The sequence below is a fragment of the Kitasatospora sp. NPDC101235 genome, assembly GCF_044767505.1.
Taxonomy (GTDB): domain Bacteria; phylum Actinomycetota; class Actinomycetes; order Streptomycetales; family Streptomycetaceae; genus Kitasatospora.
Genome location: NZ_JBIWNZ010000017.1, coordinates 177,664 through 193,191 on the forward strand (window position 1 = coordinate 177,664; position 15,528 = coordinate 193,191).

Annotated in this window: 7 protein-coding genes and 1 pseudogene; 6 read left to right on the forward strand and 2 right to left on the reverse strand. The window is 75.6% G+C overall.

All coding sequences use genetic code 11. The features are described 5' to 3' along the window. The first annotated feature begins 1 nt into the window (after position 1). The 3 genes from ACIRRH_RS26740 to ACIRRH_RS26750 all read left to right on the forward strand — a co-directional run bounded on the left by ACIRRH_RS26740 (position 2) and on the right by ACIRRH_RS26750 (position 6,378). Positions 2-3,595 carry a DUF5682 family protein gene (locus ACIRRH_RS26740; RefSeq protein WP_403072260.1) on the forward strand — a complete coding sequence of 1,198 codons (3,594 nt, stop codon included), beginning with the start codon at positions 2-4 and terminating at the stop codon, positions 3,593-3,595. Between the two features lie 2 nt (positions 3,596-3,597). Next, complete coding sequence (locus ACIRRH_RS26745; RefSeq protein WP_403072263.1) at positions 3,598-5,553, forward strand: hypothetical protein; 1,956 nt, start codon at positions 3,598-3,600, stop codon at positions 5,551-5,553. Positions 5,554-5,919: 366 nt separating this feature from the next. Then, a complete protein-coding gene (locus ACIRRH_RS26750) occupies positions 5,920-6,378 on the forward strand; it encodes a MarR family winged helix-turn-helix transcriptional regulator (protein ID WP_403072266.1) in 459 nt (152 codons plus the stop codon). A gap of 169 nt (positions 6,379-6,547) precedes the next feature. On the opposite strand, the gene ACIRRH_RS26755 is transcribed toward ACIRRH_RS26750, so the two are convergent. Both ACIRRH_RS26755 and ACIRRH_RS26760 read right to left on the reverse strand, forming a co-directional pair. Continuing rightward, positions 6,548-8,251, reverse strand: coding sequence for a sensor histidine kinase (locus ACIRRH_RS26755; protein ID WP_403072269.1), 1,704 nt, complete (start codon positions 8,249-8,251; stop codon positions 6,548-6,550). 452 nt (positions 8,252-8,703) lie between these two features. Continuing rightward, a complete protein-coding gene (locus ACIRRH_RS26760) occupies positions 8,704-9,981 on the reverse strand; it encodes an acyl-CoA dehydrogenase family protein (RefSeq protein ID WP_403072272.1) in 1,278 nt (425 codons plus the stop codon). A gap of 424 nt (positions 9,982-10,405) precedes the next feature. Between ACIRRH_RS26760 and ACIRRH_RS26765 the strand changes: the two genes are divergently transcribed. The 3 genes and pseudogenes from ACIRRH_RS26765 to ACIRRH_RS26775 all read left to right on the forward strand — a co-directional run. After that, positions 10,406-11,467 carry a GAF domain-containing protein gene (locus tag ACIRRH_RS26765; protein WP_403072275.1) on the forward strand — a complete coding sequence of 354 codons (1,062 nt, stop codon included), beginning with the start codon at positions 10,406-10,408 and terminating at the stop codon, positions 11,465-11,467. A 224-nt stretch (positions 11,468-11,691) separates the two neighbouring features. Then, on the forward strand, positions 11,692-13,290 hold the full coding sequence (locus tag ACIRRH_RS26770) for a lipase maturation factor family protein (RefSeq protein ID WP_403072329.1): 1,599 nt from the start codon (positions 11,692-11,694) through the stop codon (positions 13,288-13,290). A gap of 287 nt (positions 13,291-13,577) precedes the next feature. Next, positions 13,578-15,528, forward strand: a pseudogene (locus tag ACIRRH_RS26775) (hypothetical protein); the annotation flags it as partial.

Here is a 15,528-nt window from a genome sequence, read left to right on the forward strand (position 1 = left end):
GATGAGCAGCGCGGAGATCTCCCGCCCGGGCGACGCGGACCGGGCGGTCCGGGCCGAGGCCGACCGACTGGCCGCCTCCGGCACCGGCCGCCCCGGGCCCCACCTGATCGGCGTGCGCCACCACGCGCCGTCCCTCAGCGCGGTCGTCCCCGCGCTGCTCGACGCCGCCCGGCCGCAGGCCGTCCTGGTCGAGCTGCCCGCCGAGTTCCAGCCCTGGCTCGGCTGGCTCGCCGACGAGGCCACCCAGGCCCCGGTCGCCCTCGCGGCGGCCCCGGCCGGGCCGGAGGAGACGGCCGGGCCCGCGTTCTACCCGTTCGCGGACTTCTCCCCGGAACTCGCCGCCCTGCGCTGGGCCCGGCGCAACGGGGTGGAGGCCATCGCCTGTGACCTCCCGCTCGCCCACCGCGCCGCCCGCACGGCGGCCGGCGGGCCGGGGCGGGGCGGGGCCGCCGACCGGGCCGAGCGGCCCGGCGTCGCCGACGCGCTGCGCCACCGTCTCACCGGCCGGGACTCCGACGAGGACCTGTGGGACCGCCTGGTCGAGACGGCCGCCCCCGGCTCCACCCCGGAGGCCGTCCGGCGGGCCGCCCTGATGGTCGGCTGGGCACTGCGCCGGGACGCCGAGACCGGCCCCGGCGTCGACCCGTACGACCTGCGCCGCGAGGCCTGGATGCGGGCCCGCATCCAGGCCGCCTCGGCCGGCGGGCGCCGGGTCGCCGCCGTGATCGGCGCCTTCCACGCACCCGCCCTGCTGGACGGGCCCCTCGCCCCCGAGGACCCGCCGCACCCGGACGACCCCGGGCACGTCCTGTCCCTGATCCCGTACACCTACCCGCTGCTCGACGCCCGCTCCGGCTACCCGGCGGGCATCCGCGACCCGGAGTGGCAGCACACCGTCCTGGACGCGGGCGGCGACCCGGAACGCCTCGTCGAGGCGCTCACCACCACCGCCGTCCGGATCTGCGCCGCCCTGCGCGCCCAGGACCACCCCAGCGGCCCGGCCGACGCCCGCGAGATCGTCCGCCTGGCCGGCGACCTCGCCCGGCTGCGCGGCCACGCCGCCCCCGGCCGCGGCGAACTCGTCGAAGCGGTGCAGACCGTCCTCGCCCAGGGCGAACCCCTCGGCCGCGGCCGGGCCGTCGCCCGCGCCCTCGAACAGGTCCTGGTCGGCACCCGCACCGGCCGGCCCACCCCCGCCGCCCCGCGCAGCGGACTCGCCCCGGCCGTCGAGACCCTCCTTGCTGACCTCGGCCTCCCCGGCCCCACCGACCCCGGCCCGCGCGACCTGCGCCTCGACCCGCTGCGCAGCGACCTCGACCGCCGCCGCGAAATCCTGCTGCACCGCCTCACCGTCTGCGAGGTCCCCTACGCCGAACCCATCGCCACCACCGGCGCCGGCGGCACCGAAACCCTCGGCACCCGCTGGCGCCTGCACTGGACGCCCGCCACCGCCGCCATGCTCACCGTCGCCGGCACCCGCGGCGTCACCCCCGCCCAGGCCGCCGAAGGCGCCCTGCGCGCCCGCCTCACCGACCAGCCGACCTCGCGCGAGATCATCGACGGCCTCACCGCCGCCGCCTCCTGCGCCCTCCCCGCCCTCGCCGAGACCCGCCTCGCCCAACTCACCACCGTCCTCCCCGCCTCCGCCACCCTCTCCGACCTCCTCGACGCACTCGCCCTCCTCGACCGCCTGGCCGCGGGGCACTTCCCGGGCTTCGCCCCAGGGGGAGGCACCGATCCCGGCCCGCTCTCCGGGCCGACGGACCGGCCCGTCCTCACCGCGGCCGGCGAGGTGCTCACCGCTGCCGCCGTGCGGCAGTTGGAGGGGCTGGGCGGGTCGGACGATCCGCAGGACGCGCGGGCGCTGGTGGAGCTGGTGCGGCGGGCGGACCGGCTCGGCGGGGTGCGGCTGGCGTACGTGCTGGCCGAACTCGCCGAGCACGGGAGCCCGTTGGTACGGGGTGCGGCCGGTGCGGTACGGGTGCTGCTCGGGCAGGAGCCGGCCGACGTGCTGGGCGGCCGGGCCGCCTCCTGGGTGGACGGCGCGACCGGTCCCGAGGCGCGGCAGGCGCTCGGACGGGCGCTGGTCGGTCTGCTGACGGCTGCGGAGGGGCTGTTCGCCTTCGCGCCGCAGGCGCTGGAACCGGTGCTGGAGCGGGTCACCTCGTTGCCCGACGATGCCTTCCTGGACCGGCTGCCCGCGCTGCGCGGAGGGTTCGACACGCTCAGCCCGGCCGCCCGGGACCGGCTGCTGGCCCTGGTCGAGGAGCGCCTGGGCACCCGGCTCGCCGCGCTGCCCGAGGAGGCCGGGCCCGCCGTGCTCGCCGGCTGGGTACGCGCGGACCTCACGGCGCGTGCGGCACTCGCCCGTCGCGGCCTCCTCCCTCCGGCCCCCGCGGAATTCCCGATGCCCTCGGAAGCCACGGACGTCGCACCGCCGCCCACGGCCCCGGGGCGGCTCCTCACCACGACCAGCCCGCCCCGCACCCTCGCCCCCGCCGAGCGCTGGCGGCTGCTCCTCGGCCGCCCCGGCAACGGCGGTCTGACCACGCGCGGTGCCCGACTCGCCACCGCCCTGGACGAGTTGTACGGCAGCGGCCACGGCGAGGGCTCCGGCCCGGGCCTGGACAGCCGGGGCGGCAGGGGCGGCCGCGAGGCACCGTACCCCGGGGTGCGGGAGTGGGCCGAGGAGCTGGAGTCGCTGTTCGGCCCCGGCATGCGCGAGGAGGTGCTGGCCGCCGCCGTCGCGCAGGGCCGTACCGACGTCCTGGAGGCGATCGACCCGGCCGCGGTCCGCCCGTCCGTCGACCTGCTGCGCACCGTGCTGGACCACGCGGGCGGCCTGCCGGAGGCCAGGGTGGCCCGGTTGCGCCCGCTGGTGCGGCGCCTGGTGGACGAGCTGAGCCGGGAGCTGGCCACCAGGCTGCGCCCGGCCCTGACCGGGATCGCCGTGCCGCGCCCGTCCCGCCGCCCGGGCGGCGGGCTGGACCTGGACCGGACCATCCGGGCCAACCTGGCCACCGCCCGTCCCGCGCCGGACGGCGGCACGCTGATCGTGCCCGAGCGCCCGGTCTTCCGGACCAGGGCGCGGCAGGCCAACGACTGGCGGCTGATCCTGGTCGTGGACGTCTCCGGCTCGATGGAGGCCTCGACGGTGTGGGCCGCGCTGACGGCCTCGATCCTGGCCGGGGTGCCCTCGCTGAGCACCCACTTCGTCGCCTTCTCCACGGAGGTCCTGGACCTCACGGAGCGGGTGGACGATCCGCTGAGCCTGCTGCTCGAAGTGAGGGTCGGCGGCGGCACCAGCATCGCGAGCGGGCTGCGCTACGCGCGGGAGCTGGTGACGGTGCCGTCCCGCACGCTGATCGCGGTGGTCAGCGACTTCGAGGAGGGCGGGCCGGTCGGCGGGCTGCTGGCCCAGACCCGGGCACTGGTGGACTCCGGTGTGCACCTGCTCGGCTGCGCGGCGCTGGACGACACCGGGACGGCCCGCTACTCGAAGGCGGTCGCGGGCCGACTGGTCGCGGCCGGAATGCCCGTGGCGGCGTTGAGCCCGCTGGAACTGGCCCGCTGGGTGGGGGAGAAGGTGCGATGAGCATGACGGCGCGGACGAGCGACTGGCCGGGCGTGCGGCCCGAGGTGGTCGCCGAGGTGGTGGCCGGGCTGAGCGCCCGGCTGCAGAAGCGGCTGGACGGCGCGGCGGCGAAGCTGGCGGAGCGGTCGGTGGCCCGGGCGGGCGACGAGTGGCGGGTGGAGGTGGACGAGGAGACCGTGCTCGTGCTGCACGCCCCGGGCGGGGTGATCGCCGGGGAGGCTGACGTCCGCTGTGGCTGCCTACTCGCCCCGGCCTGCGTGCACCGGGCCGCCGCCGTCACCCTCTGCCCGCTCGCCGAGGCCGAGGTCGAGCCCGAGCCCGTGGTCGAGCCCGAGTCAGAGCCCGGGAGCGGCACCGGGACGGCAGCCACGGCAGGCCGGGAAGGAGCCCGGGACACTCCCGAGGAGTCGGCCGGCCAACCGGCCCCCGCCCCCCTCACTGCCGCCGAACTCGCCGCCGTCCGCCACCTCCACGGCGCCGCGGCCGCCGTGCTGGCCGCCGGGGTGAGCGGCGCGGGCGCCGTCTCCCAGGCCGAGCTGCTGCGGGCCGCCCACCGGGCGCGCCTCGCGGGGCTGCACCGCCCGGCCGCGGCGGCCGTCACCGTCGCGACCAGGGTCCGGGCGGCGCGCTCCGGCGCGCCCGACCACCGCCTGGTGGACCTGGTGGCCGGCCTGCGCGAACTGCTCGGCCTCACCACCGCCCTGGCCGCGGGTGCCACCCCGGTCGCCGAGCTGCGCGGCACCGCGCGCCAGGCCTACCGGGAGGAGGGCGGTCTGCGGCTCTACGGCCTGTTCGCCGAGCCGGTGCTGACGGCCACCCATGCCGGCGCGGTCAGCTGGGCGGTGGACGCGGACGGACGCCTCAGCACGATCGCCGAGGTGATGCCGCACGACGACGCGGCGTCCGCCGCCGCCCCGCAGGCGCTCGGGGCGGGCAACCGGACGGTCCGGCTGGGCGACACCGCGCTCAGCCACCGCGAGTTCAGCCGCGCCGGGCTGGCCGTCCAGGGCGCGACCAGGTCCACCGGCGGTCGGCTGGGCGCCGGTGCCTCGGTACGGGCGGTCCGCGCGGCGGGCGCGGCGTGGACGGCGGAGCCGGCCTCCCGGCTGTGGTCCGAACCGGCACCCGCCCAGGTGGCCCGGGCGCTGGCGGCGCAGGAGCTGCCCTACGAGAGCCGCCCGGCCGGGAGCGACCTGCTGTTCCTGGACGTCACCCTGCTGGGCACCGCCCCCACCGGCCCGGGCGGGACGCCGCAACTGCTGGCGCGCTGCACGACCGGCGGCCCTACCGGCGATCCGGCGGCCGGCGGTCCGGTGATCGTCCTGCGTCCGGCGCACGAGCACCCCGGCCTGCCGTTCCGGGCCAACCTCGCGCTGCTCGCCACCGCGCCCGGCCTGCGGCTGCGGGTGATCGGACGCCTGGAGCGCGCGGACCGTCCGGAGCTGCGCCTGCTCGCGATCGGCACGCCGCCGGACACCTCCGACCCGCTCGCCCTGCCCGCGGACCGGGCGGCCAGGGTCAACCTCGGCCTCGAACGCCTCCAGACCGCCGACCTCGCAGCGCCCGCGACCTCCGCCCCCGGGCTCGCGACGGCCTCCGCCCCCGGGCACGGCCTGGCGAACGATCCGACGGCCCCGGCCCCGGCCCCGTACGGCCCGCCCGTCCATGTGCTCGGCCGGCGGGTCGAGCAGACGGTCACCAGCGGCCGGCACGCCCTCGCCCCGAGCGAGGCCTCGGCGGCGGCCGACCGCGGTCTGCTGCGCGCCGCGGGCCTGGCCACCGCCGCCGAGCTCCTCGACGGCCTGCGGGCCGCCGCGGTCAACCGGGACCGCGACGTCTTCGGCCGGATCGTCACGGACGACCACGAGGCCTTCGCCACCGCCTGGCTGACCGCCGCCTCCTATACCGAGGAGCTGGCCACGGCGCTGTGCGCGGCGGCCTGGTCCGGGGAGGGGTGAGGGGCGCCCGGGGGAAGGCAGGGGGAGTGTGGCTCCGTGCTCCGGTCGGCGCCCTGAGCGTCGGCCGGGCAGGGTCTCACCGGAGTCGGACCGGAACCGAGCGGGCACGGAAGGCAGCCTCCCCGTGGGCGAGGAGTCCCCCCGCTGCCGGCTGCTCCACGAGGTCTCCCGGCATCGTCACGGCTGAGGCCCCGGAGCAGTGGTCGTCGGAGCGAGGACCCGGGCGGGGTATAAGTCGAACTATTTGCACAGACCGATATTCCGCGCCAACTGGCATACTTGTCCCAGGACGACACCGGAGGAGCTCTCGCACAGGGCCTCGTCCGGCGCACGGTACGCCCAGCGCGACGGAAGGGTAGGCGAGTCATGGGAATCCGCGACGATGCGGCCGAGGTCCGGGCCCGTGGCTGGCGGACGCTCGCCGCGCTGCACGGCATGATCGACACCGCGCTGGAGAAGGCGCTCCAGGCCGAGTTCAAGCTCTCGGTGGTCGAGTACACGGTGCTGGAGGCGCTCTCCCGCCAGGACGGCTGGCACATGCGGATGCAGCAGCTGGCCCGCGCGGCGGCGCTGAGCAGCAGCGCGACCACCCGGCTGGTGAGCCGCTTGGAGGACCGGGGCCTGCTCAGCCGTTTCCTCTGCGCGGACGACCGGCGCGGCATCTACACCGAGCTGACGCCCGAGGGCCGCGACCTGCTGACGGCCGCCCGCCCGGTGCACGACGCCGCCCTGGAGACGACGCTGGCCGACGCCACCGAGGTCCCCGAGCTCGCCCCGCTGGTCGAGTCGCTCGCCGAGCTCCACCCGGCCCACACCAACGCCTGAGCCAACGCCCACGCCTGAGCCAACGCCCACGCCTGAGCCAACGCCTGAACCCGCACCAACGCCCGAGGCCGCTGCGGCCTGCCCACGCAGGAGCCCGCGCAGGCCCCGCCCCGGCCCGACTGCTCCGGCAGCCGGCCGAGGCCGCGCCGGGGCACGGTGTGCCGCGCCGTCACTGCTGTTCCTCGGCTCCCCGGACGACGTTGCGGACCCGCCGCGGCAGGACCTGCGGGGTGCTCGGTTCGCCGCCGGGGCCGCCGCCAGGGCCGTTGCCGGGCAGTGCCGTGGCGCCGTGGTCCACCGTCGGACTGCCCGACAGCTCGTACATGCGCGGCAGGACGGGCCGGGGCACGACCACCGCGCCGGGCAGTCCGGGGATCTCGGCACCGACCGGAAGGCCCCCGTTGGCAGGTGCGTCGGCGCGGACGGCACCGCCGACCCCCGCGGCGCCCGGACCGGCGACGTCCGTGGTGCGCGCCGCCGGGGCCTGGGGCGTGACCGGGGCGTAGGGGACGGCAGGAGCCCCCGGGGCGCCGAAGGGCCCCGGAGCCCCCTGGCCACCGACCGGCAGTCCGCCGGACCCGGCGGCCGTCGCGCCTGCCGGCGCCTGTCCGAAGCCGTCGGGCCCGGAACCGAGCGCGGAACCGGAACCCGGACCCGAACCGGCCCCCGCCCCCGGCTGCGGGCCGGACGCCGGGGCCCGGGTGATCCGGGCACCCGACGGCAGCCCGGACACCGTGGCCGACTGCCCGGCCTGCTCCAGCAGGGCCGCAGGCACCAGCACCACAGCCCGGGTGCCGCCGTACGGGGAGGGCCGCAGGGAGACCCGGACGTCGTGCCGGGAGGCCAGGCGCGCGACGACGAACAGGCCGAGCCGCAGGTCGTCGCCGAGTGCGGAGACGTCCATTTCGGGCGGGTTGGCCAGGTACGCGTTGAGCCGCTCGTACTCCTCCTCGGTCATGCCGAGCCCGCGGTCCTCGACCTCGACCGACAGGCCCTCGGGGACCTCCTGCGCGGAGACCTGCACCTGGGTGTACGGCGGGGAGAAGGTGGTGCCGTTCTCGATCAGCTCGGCGACCAGGTGGATGACGTCGGCGACGGCCTGCCCGTCGAGTGAGACACGCGGCACGCCCTGGACGACGACCCGGGAGTAGCTCTCGGTCTCCGAGACGGCGCTGCGCAGCACGTTGACCATGGGCACGGCGCTGCGCCAGCGCCGGGCGGGCAGGGCGCCACCCAGGATGACCAGGTTCTCGGCGTTGCGCCGCATCCGGGTGGCCAGGTGGTCGACCGCGAACAGTTCGCGCAGCAGCTCCGGGTCCTCGTGTTCGCGCTCCAGCGCGTCCAGCATGCTGATCTGCCGGTGGATCAGGATCTGGGTGCGCCGGGCGATGTTGAGGAAGACCCTCTTCGTCCCCTCGCGGCCCTGGGCCTGGTGGACGATGGCTGCGACGGCGGCCCGGCGGGCGGCGGCGAGGCCGTCCGAGGTCTGCTGGATGTCGTCGCCGGTCCGCCGGGACGGCGCCCAGAGTGTCGGGGCGGGCACCTGCTCCCCGGTGCGCAACCGGTTGACGACCTCGGGGATCTCCTGCTCGGCGAGCGCGATGGTGTCGGCCCGCAGTTCGGACAGCCGCGCGGACAGTGTCCAGGCGGCCCGGACGCCGCGGAACAGGCTGATCAGCACCACCAGGGCGACGGCCGCACTGCCGGCCAGCAGCGCGGTGCGCTCCCCGGAGCCGCGCAGCAGGTAGACGGCGTAGCCCCAGGCGGCGGCGAGGCCCAGGCTGGGGACGAGCACGAGGGCGAGGAGCGGGCTGCGGAGGGAGCCGGACCGGCCGGCGCGGTGGCTCGTGCGGTGGGCCGATATGCCTGGCATCTGATTCCTTGCTGCAGGGCCGAGTCGCGGGACCGGGACGCCGGGTTCGGACCGGTGGGTCCGAGCGGCGGGTCGACCCCGTACGGCGCGGCCGGGCTTCAGGGCGTCGAGGCCGGGGGTTGCCGGAGCCGGTGACGTGCTGTCACTGGCCCGGCGGGGTGCAGCGCGGCCGCCGACGGCACGGAACGCTATCAGCCCGGGGCGCCGCCGGCGCAACATCAACTGGCCTTGTGCGTGGGGATGGTGGCGTCGGAGCGGAGTTCGGTCCGGATGGTTCGCCGGCGCAACGTAGCAGGTCGTGGGCGTCGGCCGGATCGGGCCGACGGCCCCGGGAGGGCGGGGGCGGACCCCGGGGAATTCGTCAGGCACAGGTCAAGCGCCGCTGTGGCGGACGTCCGCCACATCCTCTCCGGCTTCCGGCCGCCGCCCTGCCGCCACCCTGCCTCCGGGCCTCAGCCCGCCAGTGGCATCGGCAGCACCCGTCCGCCCAGCCCCGGCGGTTTCTCCGCCGGGGCCTCCCGCTGGGCGGTGAGTTCGCTCCAGGCCCAGCTGGTCAGGTCGGACAGCTCCGCGGACCACTGCTTGCCGTACGTGCCCGAGGCGACCTGCCCGAGTCGCAGCCGCTGGACGTCCGAGGTGCCGGCCGGCGGGTAGACGTGGGTGGCGTCCCGCAGGTAGCGCTCGATGCCGAACTCGGGCTGGAGGCCCCGGGCGGCGTGGATCTCCATCGCGTTGCGCGCGGAGTCCAGCGCGTACTCGGTGTTGATGAGCTTGGCGTTCATCAGCTCGGCGTCGCAGGCGCGGCCGTGGTCGAGCAGGTGGGAGGCGTGGTAGGCGGCGAGCCTGGCGGTCATCAGCCGTGACTGCATCTCGCCCAACTTCAGCATGATGTTCGGCAGTTGGTTGAGGGGCTGGCCGTACAGGACGCGTCCCTCGGCGAACCGGACGGTGTCCTCGACGATCGCGGTGTGGATGCCGAGCGCGACGGCGGCGAGGTTGATCCGGCCGTAGAGGGTGGAGGAGGAGTAGGCGACGTCCAGCCCCTGCCCCTCCCGGCCGAGCCGGTTGCCGACCGGAATGCGGCAGTCCTCCAGAAGGATCTCGCCGAAGCTGAAGCCGTGCAGCCCGCTCTGCGACCCGGGGGAGCCGGTGCGGAACCCGGGACGGTCGTTCTCGACCAGGAAGGCGGACAGGCCCCGAGTGCCCTGGCCGGTGCGCAGGATCACGCCGTGCACGTCTCCGATGTGGGAGTTGCCGACGAACCACTTGCGCCCGTTGAGGACGTACTCGTCGCCGTCGCGGACCGCGGTGCCGGTCATCCCGAGCACGTGCCCGCCGGACTCCGGCTCGGTGACGGCGATGGTCGGCAGGCACTCCCCGGAGGCGAACTTCGGCAGCCACTTGAGACGTTGGGCCTGGGAGCCGTAGTGCAGGACCTTGGCCACGCCCAGCTGGGAGGCCTGCGCGATCGAGCCCGCGGCCCCGCTGACCCGGGCCAGCTCCTCGATGATCACGGTCTTGGCGACGTGGCCCAGGCCGAGGCCGCCGAACTCCCGCGGGATCGTCACACCGATCCAGCCCTGGCGGGCGATCTCCCGGGCCAGCTCGAACTCGATCTTCCGCTCGGCCTCCATCCTGGCCACCCGCGGACGCACCTCCTTCTCCGCGAAGTCACGGACCTCGGCGCGAAGGCCCTCGTGACGGTCGTCGGTGAAGTAGTCCATCGCCATGCTCCGGTCCTCTCGATGCGTGTGGTGCCGTGCCTCCGTCCGTGCCGTCGATGCCGCTCCGGCAACCCCCACGGGGGGCGGTGGGTGTGCGGGAGTGTCGGCCGGTCGCCCCGGTGCGATCGGCGCATGCGTCACCGGGCGGTGTCCCGGTGGCGGGCACCGTCCGTGTCTTCGGCAGGGCTCATTGTTGTATGGGGTGCCGGGGCATCCCAGAGTCGATCTTGGATTGGCGTGATTCGGCCCGTCTTCACCGAGAGGGGTTTCGTTCCGGCCCGGGAAGGGAATCGGTCTTCGCTCCCGTGACGGTCCGTCGATCGGTCGTCCACATGTGGTTTTGACTGGTCGCCGGCATGGTCGAGGATCGGCCGATCGGCACCGCTCAGTCGTTCTGATGTCTGGTTACATGTCCGCCATGACTGATGTGATGAGCACTCAAGGCCAGTTCCCGGGTGCCTCCGGGGAGTCCGCGCGAACCCGCAGGCTGCGCGGCCTTGGGCTCAACGACCCGTCCGCGGACGAGGCCTTCGACCGCTTCGCCCACCTGGCAGCCAGTATCACGCGCGCTCCCATCGCGATGGTCAACTTCATCAACGACGAGCGCCAGATGTTCCGCGGGCTCTACATTCCGCCAAGTTCGGCCGACACCACGGCCGAGGACGGATCGTCCTGGGCGGACCGCGGCATCGCCTTCGACCTCCCCACCCGCGAGATGCCGCTGAGTCACGGCTTCTGCCCGCACGTGGTCGCCCAGCGTTCCCCGCTCGCCCTCGACGACATCCTCGCCTACCCCCGGTTCGCCGGGAACCCGGTGGTGGACGAACTCGGCGTCCGCGCCTACCTCGGCGCGCCGCTCGTCGACGACACCAACACCGTCATCGGCACCGTCTGCGTGCTCGACCGGGAACCCCGGCAGTGGGGGCGTGAGCGGCTGCGCGACATCCAGCACCTCGCCGAGGCACTGCTCTCCGAGATCCGGCTGCGCGACAGCCTGCTCACCCAGCGCCAGGAGATGTTCGCCGCCTTCGACGGCTCGCCGTTCCCCATCATGCTGACCGAGGGGCCGGGCCAGGAGATCCGGTACGCCAACGCCCGGCACGCCGACACCTTCGGCGCGCCCTCGGCGTACGGCACGATCGGCGCCGCGTACCCGCAGCTGGGTGCCGCGGGCCTCGAACAGACCGTCGTCGAGGCGTACCACACCGGTCGCACCGCCGTCCTCGACAACGTCCGGATCCAGTCCGCCCGTCCGGACGCCCAGCGCGGCCGGCAGGTCTTCAGCTTCACCTGCACCCCGTTGCGGGCCGCGCTCACCGGCCGGATCAACGGCGTCCTCACCGTCGGCATGGACATCACCGCCCAGTCCCGCACCGAGGAGGAGCTCGGCACGCTGGCCGCCCTGCTCGTCGACCGGCTCCAGCAGAGCGGCGCCTCCGTGCCCGGCCGTTCGGCGATCCCCGGCGGGGCCGGTTCCGTCCTGCCCGGCTGAACGCCGGCCGGTGCGGACCGTCCACCACCGTGGCGGGGCGCCTCCCACCCCCGTGGAGAGGACCCTGCCACGGCGCCGTCCGGGAGCGTGAGTTCGCCGGGGTCCGGTGGTTCCGTTCCGGTGTCCTCCCGGGGGCGCCGCCCGGGCCGAGCGGGTGAACCGTTCCCGCTCCGCCGCCCCGGCCGGGCCCGCGCCGGGGCTGCCGGGTGGTAGGCATGGGCCGCATGGACTGGTTCGCCGCCCCCGACTACTGGCTGAGCCGGCTGCTCGTCCAACGCCTGCTAGCAGCCCTCTACCTGATCGGTTTCCTGGCCGCCGCCGCGCAGTTCCGCGCCCTGATCGGCGCCGAGGGCATGCTGCCGGTGCCCCGGTTCACCGCCAGGGTCCCGTTCCGCCGGGCGCCCGGCCTGTTCCACCTCCACTACAGCGACCGGTTCTTCGCCGCCGTCGCCTGGAGCGGTGCCGCCCTCGCCGCTGCCGTCGCGGCCGGGCTCGGCGACGCCGTTCCGCTCTGGGCGTCGATCCCGCTGTGGGCGGTGCTCTGGGTCCTCTACCTCTCCATCGTCAACGTCGGGCAGACCTGGTACTCCTTCGGGTGGGAGTCCCTGCTGCTCGAAGCGGGCTTCCTCGCCGCGTTCCTGGGCAACGCCGACACCGCCCCGCCCGCCCCGGTGCTGTGGCTGATGCGCTGGCTGGTCTTCCGGGTCGAGTTCGGCGCCGGGCTGATCAAGCTGCGGGGAGACAGCTGCTGGCGCGACCTGACCTGCCTCCGGTACCACCACGAGACCCAGCCGATGCCAGGACCGCTCAGCTGGTTCTTCCACCACCTGCCCGATCCGCTGCATCGGGTGGAGGCTGCCGCAAATCATTTCGTCCAACTCGTCGTACCGGTCGGTCTGCTGCTGCCGCAGCCGGTCGCGAGCTACGCGGCCTGCGCCGTCCTCGTCACCCAGCTCTGGCTGGTCGCCTCCGGCAACTTCGCCTGGCTCAACTGGCTGACCATCGTCCTCGTCCTCGCCGCCGTGGAGCCGGCCCGCCTCGGCCTGCCCGTCCACGCCCGCGACCACCCCGGCACCCCGGTCTGGTACGAGGCGCTGGTGATCGCGCTGACCGCCGTCGTCGTGGTGCTCAGCTACTGGCCGGTGCGCAACATGATCTCCCGCGGCCAGGCCATGAACCGCTCCTTCAACCGGCTGCACCTCGTCAACACCTACGGCGCCTTCGGCAGCATCAACCGGCTCCGCCAGGAGGTGGTGGTCGAGGGCACCGACGAGACGGTACTCACCCCGCACACCGTCTGGCGCGAGTACGGATTCAAGGGCAAGCCCGGTGACGTGCGCCGCCTCCCGCGCCAGTTCGCGCCCTACCACCTGCGGCTCGACTGGCTGATGTGGTTCGCCGGCATCTCGCCCGCCTACGCCCGCCCGTGGTTCCTGCCCTTCGTCGCCCGACTGCTGTCCGGCGACCGCGCCACCCTGCGCCTGCTGCGCCACAACCCCTTCCCGGACGCCCCGCCGACCCACGTCCGGGCGACCCTCTACCTCTACCGGTTCACCGATTGGCGCGAACTGCGGGAAACTGGCGCGTGGTGGCACCGCATCGCGCTCAGCGAGTACCTCGCGCCGGTTGATCTGCGTGCCCTCGGCCGGGCCGGCTTCCGGCCGCCGCTCGGCGGACGGGGTCCGGCGCAGGGACGCGGTGTCCGGGAGGTGCCGCTGGAGTGGTTCCGCCGGCACGGCCGTCGGACCGGCCGTCGGACCGGCCCCCGGCCCGACCGTCGGTCCGGTCCGTCCGCCGGAGAGGAGCGCGAGGAGCCGCGGTGAGGGGCCGCCGGGAGGAGCCGTGAGCAGCGGAGACACCCGTCCGGACGAACGCCGGACCACCCGGTCGGACCGCCCGGGTGGCGGCCAGGCGGGCGGTATGGCACACGACACCCGCCCGTCGGAGCGGTGGGTGCGTGCAAGGCTCGAACGGGCACCCGTATTCTGGGCCTCCACAACCGGCAGCCCGACCGCGCGCCCCCCGGCCCCGCCCAGGGGCGACCGCGCGCAACCGGTCCGCCGCCCCCTCGCCGCCAGCCCCGCCGCCGTCGCCCAGAACCGGACCTCACATGACAGTGCTTCACTCGCGCAACGCCGACGCAGCCGACCCGGCGGACGTCGCCGACGCCGCAGACGTCAAGGACCCCCAGGACGCCGCCGCGGAGCCCAACCTCCGCGAGGACCTCGGCCGCTACGCCGAGCTCGGGGCCTTCACGCTCACCGCCGAGACCCACGCCTGGTACGCGGCCGTCGACACCGTCGCCACCCCCGAGGACGCCCGCGCCGCCTCCACGGCCCTCGCCGAACTGCGCGGCAGCGACCTCCAGCAGACCTGGGAGGCCGTCACCGCCCTCGCCGCCGACGCCAAGCTGGACGAGCCCGACACCGTCGCCAAGACCGCGCTGCTGGTCGAGATGCTCCAGCGGGTGCACCGCACCTCCGCGACCCTCTTCCCCGCCGCGTACGACGCCGACCTCGACGCCCTCACCGCCGCCACCGCCGACAGCGCCTGGCGCCGCGAGAACGGCGTCAAGCTCTCCTGGCTGCGCGGCCGCTCGCTGCGCAAGCAGGCCGTTGCGCTCGCCACCGACCGCCGCATCCGCCGGGAGGACCTGCACGAGGCCCTTGCCTCCGCCGAGGTCGAGCGCCGCGCCTGGGCCGCACTGGCCCCGATCGGCACCCTCCCGCGGGTGCCCGTCGACGGCGCCCTGGTCGACCGCACCGCCCAGGCCTTCGAGGCGATCAACACCGGCCTGCGCGGCCTCGCCCGACTGCTGCCCGACCACGACCTGGACGGGCTGCCCTTTGCCGAGCTGATCGACCTGGTCGAGCGGCTCGCCGCCGACGAGGGCACCCTCTACCGCCTGCCCACCATCCGCGGCCTGCGCGTCGGCCTGGAGGAGGCCGGCCTCGCCGACCTGCTCGCCGAACTCGCCGTCGCCAAGGCCGACCGCCGCGCCGCGGAGGCCGCGTACACGGCCCGCCAGGCGCTGGTGGCCGGGCAGCGGGACGGGCTGGCGGAGCAGGCCGCCGCCGTCGAGCGGACGGCGGTCGAGGAACCGGATGCCGAGGTGGCGGCCGAGGCCGTGGCTGAGACCGCCGTCGAGCTCGATGGTGAGGCAAGCGGTGAGGCCGGTGCCGAGGCGTCGGCCGACCGGGCTGACGCCGAGGCGGCTGCCCTGCAGGCGCTGGCCGGTGGGCAGCGGGACGGGCTTGTCGAGGAGACCCCGGTCCCGGTGACGGCTCCGGCGGAGGAGGCCGACGAGGCTGCTGCGGCCGCTGAGGCAGAGGTCGAGACCGGGGTTGAGGCCGAGGTTGAGGCCGAGGCCAAGGTCGAGGCCGAGGCGGTGTCGGACGCGGGTGCCGCTGACGGCGAGCCGGCGGTGGCTCAGGCCGAGGAGGAGACCCCGGCTGCTGCCGTCTCCCTCCCGGCGCCCTCCCCGGCGGCCGACGACCTGGTGGCCGCAGCGACCGCCGCTCTGGTCGCGGCCGAGGTCGAGGCCGAGGCGGAGACTGCGGACGATACGGCGGCGGTGGAGCCGGAGGCCGCCCCGGTCGCCGAGGAGGTCGCGGCCGAGGAGACCGTCGTCGAGGTCGCGGTCGTGGAGCCGGTGGTCGAGGCCGGCGAGCCTGCGGCCGAGGTTGCTGAGCTTGCTGTCGAGGTCGAGGCTGAGCCGGTGGTTGAGAGCGAGCCTGAGGCCGTCGTGGCGGAGCCTGCCGTCGAGGAGCCGGCTGCGGAGGTTGACGAGCGTGCCGTCGAGGCGGCGGTGGCTGAGGCCGAGGTGGTCGAGGTCGTGGCCGAGACCGTCGCCGAGGAGGTCGCTGGTGAGGAGCCCGTCGCCGAGCCCGAGGCTGTTGCCGTAGAGGTGACGGAGCCTGCGGCCGAGGTTGCTGAGCTTGCTGTGAAGGCTGAGCCGGTGGCTGAGAGCGAGCCTGAGGCCGTCGTGGCGGAGCCTGCCGTCGAGGAGCCGGCTGCGGAGGTTGACGAGCGTGCCGTCGAGGCGGCGGTGGCTGAGGCCG